General features: G+C 69.1%; 17 protein-coding genes. All 17 read right to left on the reverse strand.

The window, feature by feature from the left end; all coding sequences use genetic code 11:
• Nucleotides 1–30 precede the first annotated feature (30 nt).
• The 17 genes from SAHL_RS02325 to SAHL_RS02405 all read right to left on the reverse strand — a co-directional run bounded on the left by SAHL_RS02325 (nucleotide 31) and on the right by SAHL_RS02405 (nucleotide 15484).
• Nucleotides 31–780, reverse strand: a complete 750-nt coding sequence (locus SAHL_RS02325; protein ID WP_123589801.1) for an S-methyl-5'-thioinosine phosphorylase — start codon at nucleotides 778–780, stop codon at nucleotides 31–33.
• Between the two features lies 1 nt (nucleotide 781).
• The gene (locus SAHL_RS02330; RefSeq protein WP_123589802.1) at nucleotides 782–1351 is read right to left on the reverse strand and encodes a hypoxanthine-guanine phosphoribosyltransferase; all 570 of its coding nucleotides are present in this window, start codon (nucleotides 1349–1351) and stop codon (nucleotides 782–784) included.
• Nucleotides 1348–2601 (reverse strand): mechanosensitive ion channel family protein, encoded by a 1254-nt coding sequence (locus SAHL_RS02335; RefSeq protein WP_123589803.1) that lies wholly within the window; start codon nucleotides 2599–2601, stop codon nucleotides 1348–1350. Before SAHL_RS02335 ends, SAHL_RS02330 begins: the two co-directional genes overlap by 4 nt.
• Nucleotide 2602: 1 nt before the next feature.
• Nucleotides 2603–3661 carry a beta-N-acetylhexosaminidase gene (nagZ, locus tag SAHL_RS02340; protein ID WP_245968356.1) on the reverse strand — a complete coding sequence of 353 codons (1059 nt, stop codon included), beginning with the start codon at nucleotides 3659–3661 and terminating at the stop codon, nucleotides 2603–2605.
• Entirely contained in the window at nucleotides 3654–4148 is a 495-nt protein-coding gene (locus tag SAHL_RS02345) for a L,D-transpeptidase (RefSeq protein ID WP_123589804.1), read from the reverse strand. Before SAHL_RS02345 ends, nagZ begins: the two co-directional genes overlap by 8 nt.
• Entirely contained in the window at nucleotides 4145–4618 is a 474-nt protein-coding gene (locus SAHL_RS02350; protein WP_123589805.1) for a CYTH domain-containing protein, read from the reverse strand. Before SAHL_RS02350 ends, SAHL_RS02345 begins: the two co-directional genes overlap by 4 nt.
• A 3-nt stretch (nucleotides 4619–4621) precedes the next feature.
• Entirely contained in the window at nucleotides 4622–5953 is a 1332-nt protein-coding gene (gene rlmD, locus SAHL_RS02355; RefSeq protein WP_123589850.1) for a 23S rRNA (uracil(1939)-C(5))-methyltransferase RlmD, read from the reverse strand.
• Nucleotides 5950–6573: a hypothetical protein gene (locus SAHL_RS02360; RefSeq protein ID WP_123589806.1), complete on the reverse strand. Its 624-nt coding sequence runs from the start codon at nucleotides 6571–6573 to the stop codon at nucleotides 5950–5952. The genes rlmD and SAHL_RS02360 overlap by 4 nt, the downstream gene beginning before the upstream one ends.
• Nucleotides 6570–7478 carry a cysteine synthase CysM gene (gene cysM / locus SAHL_RS02365; protein ID WP_123589807.1) on the reverse strand — a complete coding sequence of 303 codons (909 nt, stop codon included), beginning with the start codon at nucleotides 7476–7478 and terminating at the stop codon, nucleotides 6570–6572. The genes SAHL_RS02360 and cysM overlap by 4 nt, the downstream gene beginning before the upstream one ends.
• A gap of 27 nt (nucleotides 7479–7505) precedes the next feature.
• Nucleotides 7506–8270, reverse strand: coding sequence for a pyridoxine 5'-phosphate synthase (locus SAHL_RS02370; RefSeq protein ID WP_123589808.1), 765 nt, complete (start codon nucleotides 8268–8270; stop codon nucleotides 7506–7508).
• Nucleotides 8267–9022 (reverse strand): DNA repair protein RecO, encoded by a 756-nt coding sequence (gene recO, locus SAHL_RS02375; protein WP_123589809.1) that lies wholly within the window; start codon nucleotides 9020–9022, stop codon nucleotides 8267–8269. Before recO ends, SAHL_RS02370 begins: the two co-directional genes overlap by 4 nt.
• 275 nt (nucleotides 9023–9297) lie before the next feature.
• Complete coding sequence (gene era / locus SAHL_RS02380; protein ID WP_123589810.1) at nucleotides 9298–10191, reverse strand: GTPase Era; 894 nt, start codon at nucleotides 10189–10191, stop codon at nucleotides 9298–9300.
• A complete protein-coding gene (gene rnc, locus SAHL_RS02385) occupies nucleotides 10188–10886 on the reverse strand; it encodes a ribonuclease III (protein WP_123589811.1) in 699 nt (232 codons plus the stop codon). The genes era and rnc overlap by 4 nt, the downstream gene beginning before the upstream one ends.
• Nucleotides 10876–11259, reverse strand: coding sequence for a DUF4845 domain-containing protein (locus tag SAHL_RS02390; RefSeq protein ID WP_184947207.1), 384 nt, complete (start codon nucleotides 11257–11259; stop codon nucleotides 10876–10878). Before SAHL_RS02390 ends, rnc begins: the two co-directional genes overlap by 11 nt.
• A 51-nt stretch (nucleotides 11260–11310) precedes the next feature.
• The gene (gene lepB / locus SAHL_RS02395) at nucleotides 11311–12090 is read right to left on the reverse strand and encodes a signal peptidase I (RefSeq protein ID WP_123589813.1); all 780 of its coding nucleotides are present in this window, start codon (nucleotides 12088–12090) and stop codon (nucleotides 11311–11313) included.
• Between the two features lie 24 nt (nucleotides 12091–12114).
• Nucleotides 12115–13914 (reverse strand): translation elongation factor 4, encoded by a 1800-nt coding sequence (lepA, locus tag SAHL_RS02400; RefSeq protein ID WP_123589814.1) that lies wholly within the window; start codon nucleotides 13912–13914, stop codon nucleotides 12115–12117.
• Between the two features lie 115 nt (nucleotides 13915–14029).
• Nucleotides 14030–15484 (reverse strand): Do family serine endopeptidase, encoded by a 1455-nt coding sequence (locus SAHL_RS02405; protein WP_123589815.1) that lies wholly within the window; start codon nucleotides 15482–15484, stop codon nucleotides 14030–14032.
• Nucleotides 15485–15523 lie beyond the last annotated feature (39 nt).

Genomic DNA, 15523 nt, shown 5'->3' on the forward strand with positions numbered 1-15523 from the left:
ACCGGCCCGCGCGGGCCGCATGGACGCCGTCTAGAGCGCGGGCAACAGCCGTTCGAGAATGCGTTCCACGTTCGCCATGCCGCGGGTCAGGGTGGCCTCGATCTCGGCGTGGATCGCGCTGCCGCCGCTGCGGCCGGCGGCCTTGTTCACGACCACCGCACAGCAGGCATAGTCGAGCCCCGCCTCGCGCGCGAGCGCGGCTTCGGGCATGCCGGTCATGCCGACGATGTCGCAGCCGTCCCGGTCCATGCGGTCGATCTCGGCCGCCGTCTCCAGGCGCGGACCCTGGGTCACACCGTGCACGCCGCCATCCGCCGGCGCGAGATCGAGACGCCGCGCGGTCTCCAGAATCGCCGTACGCAGCGCCGAATCGTAGGGCTCGGTGAAGTCGACGTGATCGAGACTGCCGCCGGCCGGATCGTCGTGGAAGCTGTGGGCCCGGCCCCAGCTGTAGTCGATGATCTGATCCGGCACGACGATACGGCCCGCCCGCATCGCCGGTGTGATGCCGCCCACCGCCGCGACCGCGATGATCCGCCGGCAGCCCGCATCGGCCAGCGCGCGGATATTGGCGCGGTAGTTGATGCGATGCGGCGCGAGCCGATGTCCGGGGCCGTGGCGCATGACGAAGCAGGTGTCACGGCCCGCGAAGCGTCCACAAACCAGTGGCCCCGACGACGGCCCGTAGGGTGTGGAGGCCGGCGCCGGGGTGCCGGCGGCCTCGAGTGCGGTCAGCTCGGCGAGCGCGGTGCCGCCGATGACGCCGATCGGCGCCGTCATGTCAGCGGCCGCGGCCGACCGCGTAGACGGCCGGCAGCTGCCGGAAATAGCCCTTGTAGTCCATCCCGGCGCCGAAGACATAGCGATCCTCGACCGGGCTGCCGAGAATGTCGGCACTCATGCCCGGCTCGCGGCGATCGTGATCCTTCTGCAGCAGCATCGCGGTACGCACCGAAGCCGCGCCCTGGGCCTCGATGGCGCGCAGGATGGCGGCAAGCGTATGACCCTCGTCGAGGATGTCGTCGATGATCAGCACGTGTCGGTCGGCCAGCCGGATGCCGGGGCTGACCTTCCACACCAGCTCGCCGCCATCGGTGTCGCCGCGATAGCGCGTGGCGTGCAGGTAGTCGAACTCGAAGGGGAACGCCAGCCGCTTGGTGATCTCCGCGGTCGGCTGCAGCCCGCCGAGCATGACGCACATGATCACCGGGTCGCGATCGGCGAGCTGATCGCTGATCTCGATCGCCATGCGGTCATAGCACTGCTTGAGCGCCGTCTCGTCGAGCACGCAGTCGGCGCCGGCGTAGACCGCACAGGCCTCCTCGTAGCGCTCGGGATCGAATCCGCTCATGCCTCTCCTTCCTCGGTCGGGCTGTCCGGGCCCCGTTCATCGGTGTGGTGACGTTCGCGGGCCTCGGCCCGCCGCCGCTCGGATTGTACCTTGTCGGGGTCGATCTCTTCCTGCGTGGCCGCCGCTTCGGCGGTCGCCCGCTCGGCGCCGAGCACGCGCAGGACATCCGGCACGTGCAGCGTGGAGGTCGGATAGGCGATCGTCGCATCGTGCTCGCGGACGATGTCCTGGATGCGCTGGAGCACGCTCTGCTTCACCGCGAGATACTCGGTCCAGTCCGTGGTCCGCGTGTAGCAGTAGACCAGCAGATTGAGGGCACTCTCGCCGAGGCTGTCGAGATAGGTGAGGATGACCTGATCGCTGTCGATGCCCTCGTCGGCGTCGAGCATGTGCCGCACCGCGGTCACGATGTCGGGCACGGCCGCGGCATCGTCGTAGCGCAGCGCCACCGTCTCCATGATCCGACGATGGGTCATGCGCGAGGGGTTTTCCAGGGCCACGTTGGAGAACACCGCGTTGGGCACGTACAGCGGACGCATGTCGAAGCGCCGCACGGTCGTCGCGCGCCAGCCGATGGCCTCGACCACGCCCTCGATGTCGCGGTCGGGCGAGCGGATCCAGTCGCCCACGGAGAACGGCCGATTCAGGTAGATGGTCAGGCCGCCGAAGATGTTGGCGAGCACGTCGCGCGCCGCGAAACCGATGGCGATGCCGCCGACGCCGGAAAACGCCAGCAGCGCGGAAGGTGCGACGCCGACGGCCTGCAGCAGCAGCAGCGCCGCCACGATCAGCACGACGATGCGCAGCAGTTTCGCCAGCGCGTCGGCCGTGGTGGCATCGATGCGGTTGCGTCGTGTCGCCGCCCGCGACAGCGCGTTGGCGCCCACCGAGCGGATGATGCGAAACGCCAGCCAGGTGCCGATCAGGATCAGGGCGATCCGTCGCACCCGGGGTAGATACGCGAGCCAGCCCTCCGGATCGTCGGGAGCTGCGATTCGGATCATCACCGAGATGCCGATGACCCAGATCGCGGCCTGCAGCGGGCCGTTGACGCTGCGATAGATCGCATCGTCCCAGATGTTGGCCGTGTGGCGCACGCGCCGGTGCAGCAGTGCGAGCGCACCCCGGGTGATCAGATCCAGCGCGACGGTCGCCGCGAGCACGGCCGCCAGGTCGAGCCAGATGCCCCAGGTCCCGCGCAGATCGCCGTAGGCGGCGACAAGATCTGCGATGAGCGTCTCGCCCGGCATGTCAGGCGCGTGTGTACTCGTCGTCGCGCAGGCGCTCGAGTTCGGCGTGCGCCCGCCGCCAGCGCGGGTCGGCCCGCAGCGCCTTGAGATCGGGTGCGGGCGTCTCGCGCCCGCAGTCGGCGATCAGGCGCTCGCGGCGCGCGACGCCGGGCCCGTCGAGCGCCACCGTCTCGAGCAGGCCGTCGACGGCCGCGCGATCGTTGCAGACCGGCAGAAAATCGCAGCCCGCCGCCTGTGCCCGGCGGGCGCGCTCGCGGTGATCGCCGACGACCGCCGCGCCGCCCATGCTGAGATCGTCGCAGAACACGCAGCCCGAGAATCCGAGTTCACCGCGCAGCACCGTGTCGATCCAGTAGTGCGACAGGCTGGCCGGCTCGGCGTCGAGGGCCGGGTAGCGCACATGGGCCATCATCACCGAAGCCAGTCCCGACTCGATGAGTCCGGCGTAGGGCGCCATGTCGGCGCGAACGTCGCGGGCCTCACGTCGGTCCACCGGCAATTCCGCATGCGAGTCCGCGGCGACGAAGCCATGACCCGGGAAATGCTTGGCCGTGGCCGCGCTGCCGGCCTCGACGAGGCCGCCGGCGAAGGCGTCGGCGAGCGCGGCCACCGTCGCGGCGTCGGCGGCGAAGGCGCGATCGCCGATCACGGTGGAGGCGCCGTGATCGAGGTCGAGCACCGGAGCGAAGGGCATGTGGACGCCCACGGCCGCGAGCTCCGCGGCCATCAGCCAGGCGATTTCGCCGGCGGCACGCCGCGCCGCCTCGCGGTCGGTGACCGCGAGCCGGCCGAGCGCGCGCATCGGCGGCACGCGGGTGAAGCCGTCGCGAAAGCGCTGCACGCGGCCGCCCTCCTGATCCGCGGTGATCAGCAGGTTCGGCCGCGCCGCGCGCATGGCCGCTGTGAGCGCGGCCAGCTGGGCCGGGTCGGCGTAGTTGCGCGTGAACAGGATCGCCGCCCCGACCGCGGGGTGCGCCAGCAGCTCGACGTCGGCCGCGCTCAGCTCGGTGCCGGCGACATCGACCACCAGCGGCCCGGGGCGCGCCGGGGCGCTACTCATGGATATTGACCTTCGTGCCCACGACCACGCGGTCGAACAGATCGATCACGTCGTCGCTGGTCATGCGGATGCAGCCGATCGAGCCCGGCTTGCCCATGACCGCGGTGTCGGCCGCGCCGTGGATGTAGATGTAGCGGCGCATGGTGTCCATGGCGCCGAGCCGGTTGACGCCGACCTCCTCGCCACACAGCCATAGAATCCGCGTGAGGATCCAGTCGCGCCGCGGCGCGGCCTCGGCCAGTTCCGGCGAATAGATCTCGCCGGTCGGGCGTCGCCCCTTGAACACCGTGCCGCGCGGCGCGTCGGCACCGATCTTGGCGCGGATGCGATGACGACCGCGGGGCGTCTGATTGCTGCCCTCGAACTCGCCGCCGCCCTTGATCGCGGTGGAGACCAGATAGCGCCGGAGCTCGTGATCCGCCGCATCCAGCACGACCAGCGTCTGCTGACCCAGGTCGATATCGACATGCACACCCGCAGCATTCATCCGCGCCACCGCCCGTAGGGTTCAAAGGAAAGCGCGTGATTGTAGTACCGCCGATCGTCGGAGACCTCGTCCCCGAGCCAGTCGGGGCGCGCGAAGGTCTCGTCGGCCGCGTTCAGCTCGATCTCGGCGACCACCAGCGGCGCATTTTCACCTTCGAAGACATCGATCTCCCAGGTATGGCCGTCGTGATCCACCCAGTGGCGCGTCTTGATCACGGGCGGGGCGACGCACAGCGAGGCCAGCATCTCGCGCGCCTCGGTCAGCGGAATCGGGTACTCGTACTCGGCGCGAGCGGTGCCGATCACCGCCGCCTTGACGTTGAGATTGGCCCGCGTGTCCTCGACGCGGACCCGTACCGAGGCCGGCCCCTCGCCGCAGAGATAGCCCTGCTCGAAACGGGCGCTGGCGCGCACGTGGTCGCGCCAGCCGTCCCCCGCCACCAGAAACTTGCGTTCGATTTCCGTCGCCATCCGTCAGCCGTTCCTCTCGAAGACCGCCATCGATTCGATGTGCGCGGTATGCGGAAACATGTCCATGACGCCGGCGTGCGTCAATCGGTAGCCGTACCGATGCACGAGCTCGCCCGCATCCCGGGCCAGGGTGGCCGGATGACAGGAACAGTAGACGATGCGCTTCGCCTCGCTCGCCGCCACCTGCGGGAGCACTTCGGCCGCACCGGAGCGCGGCGGGTCGATCAGCACCTTGTCGATGGGCGGCTGCGCCCAGGACGGCGATGCCTCGGGCTCGAACAGATTGGCGACATGGGCCTCAATGTTGTCCACGCCGTTGGCCCCTGCGTTGACCCGCGCGCGCTCGACCAGGCCGGCCTCGCCTTCGACGGTGACCACGCGCGCGGCCCGCCGCGCCAGCGGGACCGAGAAGTTGCCGAGACCGGCGAACAGCTCGAGCACGGTCTCGTCGGCCTGCACATCGAGCCGCGCCAATGCCTGATCAACCATGCGGGCGTTGATCCCGGCGTGGATCTGGACGAAGTCGTTGGGCTGGAAATACAGCCGCGCATCATGCGCCGGCAGCGTGTAATAGAGCGCCGGCGCGTCAGCCGACAGCGGCGCGATCGTGTCCTCGTTGCCGGGCTGCAGATAGATCGAGAAGCCGTGCTCGGCGCCGAACGTCGCCAACCGCTCGCGATCGGCCACCGTGGGCGCATCGAGCACCCGAAAGACCAGCGCGATGGCGTTGTCACCGGCCGCGACCTCGATCTGCGGGATGCGCTCGCGGACCGACAGCTCGTCGATCAGGTGCGCGAGGGCCACCAGCCGCGTGCCGACCGGCTCGACCAGCACCTCGCAGCGCTGCAGAACCGCGATGAACGGCGCGCCGCGCTCGCGGAATCCGACCAGCGTGCCGCCCTTCTTGGGCACGTGCTTCACGCCCAGCCGGGCCCGGCGCCGATAATGCCAGCGCTCGGCGACCAGCGGCGCCAGGGTCGCATCGGGCTCGACCTTGCCGATGCGCGCCAACGCCTGCATCAGCTGGTCCTGCTTGAACGCGAGCTGGGCCTCCTCGCCGGCGTGCTGCAGGGCACAGCCCCCGCAGACGCCGAAATGGGCGCAGCGCGGGGTGACCCGATCCGCGGAGGCCGACAGCAGCGTCTCCAGCGCGGCCTCCTCGTAGTCGCGTTTCTGCCGGGTCGGGCGATAGAGTGCGCGCTCGCCCGGCAGCGTGTCAGCCACGAAAACCGCCTTGCCGTCGACATGGCCCACGCCGCGGGCATTGCTGGCCAGATCGACGATGTCGGCGATGTTGCGCTCGACCGGACGGCCGCGCCGGCGCCGTCGACTCATGCCGCGCCCTCCGCCGGCCACGCCGCCTCTCGCTGATGGCGCTCCTCCGGGCTCATGCGGCCGCGGGCGACCTGCAGACGCAGCCAGAGCCGGTAGCGCCCTTCCGCGCGCGCGGCCGGCCCACGATCGGCCATTGCGCCGACACCGAGCAACTCGTGGTATTCGAGCTCTGCGTCCGGCTCGGCCTCGGCCGTCGGGAAGCCCAGCGCATCGGCGAGGCCGAGAAATCCGTCCGGACACCAGCCCTCCGGCAGCGGCAGATCGTGCATCAGGGCCCGCGCGGCCAGCAGCTGCAGGTCCGCAGCGCACCAGGCCACGGCCTCCGCGCCCGGGTCCGGCCAGGCCGCGAACAGACGGCGCAACCGCGTGGCCTCGTCCACGCCGGCATCGGCGTCGACGTCCAGCCGGCGGATCGCCCGCCCCGAATCGATCACCGCAGCGAGCCCACGCACCGCGCGCAGATGCGGCGGCCACGCGATACGTCCGGTGCGCTGCAGACGCACCTGCTCGAAGGCGCTGGTCAGGTCGGCGTCGTCGAGCCGCTCGTAGTCGCCCAGCCGGCGCGCCGCGCCGACATCGAGACCCGTGTCCAGCGCCAGCGCCACCACGCCGACGGTCACGGCTTGTCGTACACGCCGGTGGACAGGTAGCGATCGCCGCGGTCGCAGATGATCATGGCGATGGTCGCGTTCTCGACCTCGCGGGCCAGGGACAGCGCCGCGAACGCACTGCCGCCGGAGGACGGGCCGGCGAATATGCCCTCCTCGCGCGCCATTCGCTTCATCGTGGCTTCGGCATCGGCCTGTTCGACGTTGATGACCCGATCGACCCGCTCGGGCTCGAAGATCTTCGGCAGGTACTCCTCGGGCCAGCGCCGGATGCCGGGAATCTTGGATTCCCCGGCCGGCTGCACGCCGATGATCTGGGTGTCGGGATTCTGCTCCTTGAGATAGCGAGAGCAGCCCATGATCGTGCCGGTCGTGCCCATGGTGGCCACGAAATGGGTGATCTCGCCGCCGGTGGCCTGCCAGAGCTCGGGGCCGGTGGTCTCGTAGTGCGCGCGCGGATTGTCGGGATTGGCGAACTGGTCCAGCACCACCCCCTCACCGTCGGCGTGCATGCGCGCAGCGAGATCACGGGCGCCCTCCATGCCCTCGGACTCGGAGACCGAGACGATCTCCGCGCCGTAGGCACGCATGGACGCGCGTCGCTCCTCGCTCATGTTCTCGGGCATGATCAACTTCATCCGGAAGCCCTGCATGGCCGCCACCATCGCCAACGCGATGCCGGTATTGCCGCTGGTCGCCTCGATGAGCGTATCGCCCGGGCGGATGTCGCCGCGTTCGGCGGCACGCCGGATCATGCTGTAGGCCGGTCGGTCCTTGACCGAGCCCGCGGGGTTGTCGCCTTCGAGCTTGGCCAGCAGCGTGTTCGAGGCATTACTGCCATAGCCTTCGGGCAGGCGCTGCAAACGCGTGAGCGCGGAATTGCCGACGAAGTGATCGAGCGTGGGATAGTCTTTCATGGCGCGATTCTAGCAGCGCACCCGCGCTCAGCGCAGTGCCCGACGGCCGGTATCCATGGCCGCCCGCATCTCGCGCACGGCCTCGGACAGGCCCACGAACACCGCGCGCGCGACGATGGCGTGACCGATGTTGAGTTCAACGATTTCGCCGATCGCCGCGATCGCCTCCACGTTGTCGACGTGCAACCCGTGCCCGGCGTGGACCTCCATGCCGAGCCCGGCGGCGTGTTGCGCCGCGGTGGCGATACGGCGGCGCTGATCGTCGCGCTCGGCCGTGCCGCGGGCATCGGCGTAGGCGCCGGTGTGCAGTTCGATGTGGCGGGCCCCGGCCGCGGCAGCCGCCTCGATCTGACGTGAATCGGGGTCGATGAACAGCGCCGCTCGGATGCCGGCGGTATGCAGTCGCCCGAGCGCCTCGGCCACGGCACCGACCTGACCGGCGATGTCCAGCCCGCCCTCGGTGGTCAGTTCGGCCCGCCGCTCGGGCACGAGACAGCAGTCGCGCGGATGGCCGCGCACGGCGATCTCGAGCATCTCGGCGGTCATCGCCATCTCCAGGTTGACCGCGATGTCGGTACCCTGCAGCAGCGCCTCGACGTCGGCGTCCTGAATGTGGCGACGGTCCTCCCGCAGATGGACGGTGATGCTGTCCGCACCGGCGGCCACGGCCTGACGCGCGGCCTGCACCACATCGGGATAGACCGTGCCGCGCGCCTGCCGCAGGGTGGCGACATGGTCGACGTTGACGCCCAGCCGCAGGGGCTTGGTTGACGTTCGGGTGCTTGCGTTCAAGTCGGGTCTCCCCTGGCGGTTCGTTGGGTGTCGGTGCCGGCGGCGAACTGCTGCATCGCCTGGAGCGTGGCCACGGACTTCAGCGGCCGGCCGCCCAGATGCGGCGCGATCGCGGCCTGCATGAGGTCGCGCGCCGCGCGCACGTCGGCGCGGCTGTCGAAGCGCCCGGCGGCCAGCCCGCGCAGGGCGTCACCGGCGATCTGGACCTCGCCGGGCCCAGGCGCGCCGCGGGCCTGCCGCAGGCCGGTATCGGGATGATAGAGATAGCGCCCGCCCGCGACCACCGCCGTGTCGTCGTCGCTGGTGGCCTCCAGCGAGATGCCGTAGCCGAGCACGTCGAGCAGATCGCGCTCGAAGAATCGCAGCGCGACGATCGCCGGCGCTCCCGCGTCGAGTCCGTCGAGCAGCGCGATCAGGCTGTCGTAGAGCGGCGGATGCGGATCGTCACGCGCCAGCAGGCGCATGATCAGCTCGCTGGCGTAGAAGCCGCCCATCAGCGCGTGACCGCTCAGGCGGTAGCGCCGCGGCGCGTCCACGTCGGTCAGCGTATGCAGTTCGCCCCGGCCGGTCCAGGACAGGGCGAGACCGGTCAGCGGCTCCAGCACCCCCTGCCAGCGCGACTTCGGGCGCCGCGCCCCCTTGGCCAGCAGCCCGATCCGGCCGTGCTCGCGGGCGAAGGCCTCGACCAGCACGCTGGTATCGCGCCAGGCGCGGCGGTGCAGGATCAGTGCCGGGGCGAGTTCGACGCGCATAGCGCTGACATCGGCGACGGGGGCATCACATCTGCGAGCACGCGATCGGCCGACGGCGCACCGTCCCACGGCCCGGCGGCGGCCGGCACGGGCTCGGGGCCAGGTCCGACCGGATCCCGCAATCCGCGCTGCGGGCGCGATTCGAGCGAGGCGTTGACGAGTGGAATCGGACGCTGCGGACGTTCGAAACGCATGGTGACGCGCGTGGGACAGACCGTGAGAAACGGGGCCCAGGCGCGGCAGCCCGGTCGGCCGGTTTCGGCAAGCACGAGTGGCTAGTGGCCGAGATCGCGCACGCTGGCCTCGGAATCGATCCAGTTCTCGCGCACCTTGACCCAGAGCCGCAGATCGACCCGCGTATCCAGCCGCGAAACCAGATCCAGCCGCGCCGCCCGGCCGATCTTCTTGAGCATCTGGCCACCGCGACCGATCACCATCGCCTTGTGGTTCTCACGCGAGACCCAGATACAGGCGTGGATCTCGATTGGGACGTCGCTGCTGTCGAAGCGCTCGATCTCGACCGCGGCCGAATACGGCAGCTCCTGCTGCAAAAACAGCGTGAGTTTCTCGCGCACGGTCTCGGCGGCGATGAAGCGCAGATTGCGGTCGGTATACTCGTCGTCGGGAAACAGAAACGGGCCCGCCGGCATGCGGGTTCCGCACTCGGCGATGATAGCGTCCAGATTGCGACCCTTCTGCGCGGATATCGGCGCCACGAAGGCGAATTGGCGCTTCTCGCTGACCGACTGTATGAAAGGCAGCAGCTCGGTCTTGTCCGCGACCCGGTCGACCTTGTTGATGACCAGCCCCACCGGCGCCTCGACCCGCGCCAGCCGCGCGAGCGCCGCGGCATCCTCGTCGCGCCAGCGGCCCGCCTCGACCATGAAGAGCACGAGATCGATGCCCGCGAGGCTGGCCACCGCAGTCTCGTTGAGCACGCGATTGAGCGCGCTCTTGGCGGTCGTGTGCAGGCCCGGCGTGTCGACCAGCGCGATCTGCAGATCCTCGCGCGTATAAACGCCGATGATGCGATGACGGGTGGTTTGCGGCTTGGGGGTGACGATGCTCACCTTCTCGCCCACCAGCGCGTTGACCAGTGTGGACTTGCCCACGTTGGGCCGGCCCACGAGGGCGACCATGCCGCTGCGTGTATCTCGGGTCTCGCTCATTGATCGTCCGCGTGAAGTCGTTCGAGCATACGCCGGGCCGCGTCCTGTTCGGCCTTGCGGCGGCCGCCGCCCTCGCCGTCCACCGTGTCTCCGGTGTCGGCGAGATGGCAGCGTGCCACGAAGTGCTGACAGTGGTCGGCGCCGGTGACGCTCACCAGGGTGTATTCCGGCCGCTCGCGGGCGCGCGCCTGCAGCCACTCCTGCAGCCGGGTCTTGGCATCCTTGAGGCTGTCGGCGCTGGGCAGCGCGGCCAGGCGGCTGGCGTACAGCGCGTGCACGACCGTCTGGGCGGCGGCGAAACCGCCGTCGCAGTAGATCGCGCCCAGCACGGCCTCGACGCCGTCGGCCAGGATCGAGGCCCGCCGACGGCTGCCGTCGCGGTTCTCGCCCGGGCCCAGTACCAGCGCCTCGCCCAGATCGATCTCCTCGGCGATCGCGGCGAGCGTGCGTTCGCGCACCAGCGCGGCGCGCAGCCGCGACAGATCACCCTCCGGCGCCTCGGGGCAGCGCTCGAACAGCGCCGCCGCGATGACGAAGTTGAGCACGCCGTCGCCGAGGAATTCCAGCCTCTCGTTGTGATCGGAGGCCGCGCTCCGATGGGTGAGCGCGCGCGCGAGCAGCGCCGGACGCTCGAACGCGTAGTCCAGCCGGCGTTCCAGCCGGCCACCGGCGTCGCGCGGCGCGCTAGCGCTCATCGCCACCGGCCAGCATGGCGCTTTCCTCGAACGAATAGACCAGCGACAGATTGAGCAGCATCGGCCGGCGCACTTCGTAGCTCAGCGAGATCCGGCGGCCGTCGCCGGCCCGCTCCACGGCTACATCGCGGCCGCTGAGGTTGTCGACATAGCCGGCGTCGAAGCGGCGCTGGACGGCCTGCTGGATCTCGCCGGCGCTGGCCCGACGCAGATCGGGGTCGTCGGCGACCGCCTGCAGCGTGGTGCGCACGTCGTAGGCGTTGAGATACACGGGCACGCTCTTGATCGCCACCAGCGCGATCAGGCCGAGCGTGATCAGCACATAGAGCAATCCCCAGATGGTGATGCCGCGCTGAGCGCGGCGGTTCCGCATGCGTGTCGCTCGCTGCACTTCGCCTCGCATTCCCGCTCGTCCCCGTCGCCGCTAGTGAAGAATATGGCCGATGCGCGAAAAGCGCACATCGAAATCGTCGAAATCGATGCTCATCCAAGTCATGAACGCCTTGCCGACGAGATGGTCCTCGGGCACGAAGCCCCAGACGCGCGAGTCGGCGCTGTTGTCGCGGTTGTCGCCCATGACGAAATAATGTCCTTCAGGCACGGTCACGCTTACATTCGGGCCGTTACGTCCGACCACCTGCAGCACCGGATGATCGGTGCCACCCGGCAGCTGCTCGATAAAACGCAGCATACGGGCGTTGGCGTCGGCGTCGGGACCGTCGTAGACGCCCCGCTCGGCCAGCGGCACGCGTTCGCCGTTCAGGTAGAGATGCTCGTCGCGATAGGCGACGCGGTCGCCCGGCAGCCCGATCACACGCTTGATGTAGTCCTTGGTCGGGTCCGGCGGGTAACGAAAGACGACGATGTCGCCGCGTTCCGGTTCGCCCAGATCGAGAAACTTGGTGTGAAAGACCGGCGCACGCAGGCCGTAGCTGAACTTGTTGACCAGCACGAAGTCGCCGACCAGCAGCGTCGGCACCATTGAGCGTGAGGGAATCCGGAACGGCTCGAACACGAACGCGCGCAGCACCAGCACCGCGAGCAGCACGGGAAAGAACGAACGCGCGAACTCGATCGCCCAATTGGCATCCACGCCGGCCGCACGCCGTCGTGCGAGCACGAGTCGATCGATCAGCCAGATCACGCCGGTCAGCACGGTGGCCAGCGCGAGCCAGGCCTCGAAGTCGAGATGTACGGTGTTCATGGGCAGTTCGCGGCGGCGCCGGGCCTAGTCGGAATCGTCGGTCGACAGCACCGCGAGGAAGGCCTCCTGCGGTATCTCCACGCTCCCGAGCTGTTTCATCCGGCGCTTGCCTTCCTTCTGTTTTTCCAGCAACTTGCGTTTGCGCGAGACGTCGCCGCCGTAGCATTTGGCCGTGACGTTCTTGCGCATGGCCTTGACCGTGGACCGGGCGATGATGCGGGTGCCGATGGTCGCCTGGATGGCGACGTCGAACATCTGCCGCGGAACGATGTTCTTGAGCTTCTCGACCAGCGCCTTGCCGCGCTCGTAGGCGCGGTCGCGGTGCACGATGTGGGCCAGCGCATCGACCGCGTCGCCGTTGATGAGCACGTCCAGGCGCACGAGCTTGGCCGCCTGGAAACGGGCGAAATCGTATTCGAACGACGCGAAGCCGCGCGAGACCGACTTCAGGCGGTCGAAGAAGTCGAGCACCACCTCCGACAGCGGCAGCTCGAAGCTCATGGACACCGAATTGCCCATGTAGCTCATGTCCTTCTGCACGCCGCGCTTTTCCATGCACAGCTGCATGACAGGGCCGACGAAATCGTTGGGCATGAGGATCGAGGCGTGGATGATCGGCTCACGTATCTCCTCGATGTCACCCGGATCGGGCAGCGCCTGCGGGTTGCTGATCGACAGCACCTCCCCGCCGGTCGTCAGCACTTCATAGATCACGGTGGGCGCGGTCGTGATCAGGTCGAGGTTGTATTCGCGCTCCAGGCGCTCCTGCACGATCTCCATGTGGAGCATGCCCAGAAAGCCGATACGGAAGCCGAAACCCAGGGCGGCCGACGTCTCGGGCTCGTAGTTGAGCGAGGAGTCGTTGAGCCGCAGCTTGGCCAGCGCGTCACGGAAGTCCTCGTAGTCGTCGGAATTGACGGTGTAGACCCCGGCGAAGACCCGCGGCTGGATCTGGCGAAAGCCGGGCAGACGCGCCTCGCAGGGGGCATGCGCGTGGGTCAGCGTGTCACCCACGGGCGCGCCGTCGATGTCCTTGATGCCGGCGATGACGTAGCCGACCTCGCCCACCTCGAGCGCCTTGCGCGGCGTCTTCTTGGGCGTGAAGATGCCGACGTCGTCGACCTCGTACTCGCGCTCGGTGGCCAGCACCTTGATGCGGTCGCGCGGGGTCATGCGACCGTTGACGATACGCACCAGCGAGACCACGCCCAGATAGTTGTCGAACCAGGAGTCCACGATCAGCGCCTGCAGCGGCGCGTCGGCACTGCCGACCGGCGGCGGAATGCGCCGGATGATCGCCTCCAGCACGTCGGTGACGCCCTCGCCGGACTTCGCGGAGACCAGCAGCCGGTCGGTCGCGTCCAGGCCGATCACATCCTCGATCTGCTGGGAGACGCCGTCGGGATCGGAGGCCGGCAGATCGATCTTGTTGAGCACCGGCACGATCTCGAGATCCTGCTCGATGGCGGTGTAGCAGTTGGCCACACTCTGGGCTTCGACGCCCTGCGAGGCGTCCACCACCAGCAGGGCGCCCTCGCAGGCCGCCAGGGAGCGCGAGACCTCGTAGGAGAAGTCGACGTGGCCCGGCGTGTCGATGAAGTTGAGCTTGTAGGTCTCGCCGTCGGCGGCCTGATAGTCCAGCGTGACCGCCTGCGCCTTGATGGTGATGCCGCGCTCACGCTCTAGATCCATCGAATCGAGGACCTGCTCGGCCATCTCCCGCTCGGTCAGGCCACGACAGGCCTGGATGAAGCGATCGGCGAGCGTCGACTTGCCGTGATCGATATGGGCGATGATCGAGAAGTTGCGGATGCGTGACTGCATGAACGGTCCGGCGCGGCAATTAAGCCCAAAACAATCGCCCCGGCAGGCGCCGGGGCGATACGATGAAGCGTCGTAGTATACGCCGAGGCCCGCCGCAGTTTCAGCGGCGGCGCCCTCAGTCGTCGCCCGGCCGCATGGCGAGATACAGTCGATTGCCCTCGCGCACCACGAGCAGCGCTACCGGGCCGTCAGCCGCCTCGAGTGCTTCACGCAGGGCCTCGGGCGACCCGACCTTCTCCGATCCGACCGCGAGCACGACATCGCCGGGCTGCAGGCCCGCCTCAGCCCCGGCGCCCTCCGCGACCGCTCCGATGCGAACGCCGTCCTGCTCCAGATCGAGCCGGCGTCGCTCCGTCTCGTCCAGAGGCTCCAGCGTCAGGCCGTAGGGGCGGCTCTGCTCGCGCCTTGGCTCGCCGCCGCCGGCGCGGGTCATCAGATCCTCGGGCAGCGCCTCGATGGTGACGTCGATAGTCTGTTCGTCGCCGTCACGCAGCAGCGTCACGCTCGCCTGCTCGCCCGGGGCGATGGTGCCCACCAGCGGCGGCAGGGCGGCGGCATCGCCCACCGCGTGATCGTTGAACGAGAGGATCACGTCCCCGGCCTGGATGTCGGCCGAAGCCGCCGGACTCTCGGGCACCACCCGTGCCACCAGCGCGCCCTCCGGGCGCTTGAGGTCAAAGGATTCGGCGAGTTCCCGGTTGACGTCCTGGATCTGCACGCCGAGCCAGCCGCGGGTCACGCTGCCGGAGTCGCGCAGCTGGCCGGCGACGTCCATGGCGATGTCGATCGGAATCGCGAAGGACACGCCCTGGTAACCACCGGTCTGGCTGTAGATCTGCGAGTTGATGCCCACGACCTCACCGGCGAGATTGAACAGCGGCCCGCCCGAGTTGCCGGGATTGATGGCCACGTCCGTCTGCAGAAACGGCACGTACTGGTCGCTGGCCAGGCTGCGCTGCTTCGCCGAGACGATGCCGGCGGTCACCGAGGTCTCGAAGCCGAAGGGCGAGCCGATCGCCACCACCCAGGAGCCCACCTGCAGCGCCTTGGGATCGCCGATCTCGACCGTGGGCAGGTCGTCGGCGTCGACCTTGAGCACCGCGAGGTCGCTGTAGCGATCCTGGCCGACGACCCGCGCGACCAGTTGGCGCCTGTCGTTGAGCTTGACGATGATCTGGCCGGCGTCGGAGACCACATGACGATTGGTTAAAATGTAGCCGTCCTCGGAGATGATGAAGCCCGAACCGCGCGACGGATGCGGCGTCGACTCCGGCCCGCGCGGCATCGGCATCTCGTCGTCGCCGCGGCCGGGGCCCTCCTCGAAGAAGCGACGCAGCCAGTCCTCCATCGGGTTGCCGTCATCGCCTTCGCCGCCGCGCTCCCCGCTGCCGGGTTCCGGCGGCACCGCACTGATGTTGACCACGGCCGGTGACACCGACTCGACGAGACCCGTGAAGTCCGGCAGCTGACTGACCGGCCGGCTCTCGTCCTCGCCGCCACAGCCCGAAAGCGCGAGCAGCGCGACGATCAGAAGCGTGTACAGGCGCAGTGGATGACGTAGTCGCTGCATGAGGAAATGCCTATCGATTGCGTGCGGACGAGTTTCTGA

The sequence above is a fragment of the Salinisphaera orenii subsp. halophila YIM 95161 genome, assembly GCF_003732545.1.
Lineage (GTDB): Bacteria > Pseudomonadota > Gammaproteobacteria > Nevskiales > Salinisphaeraceae > Salinisphaera > Salinisphaera orenii_A.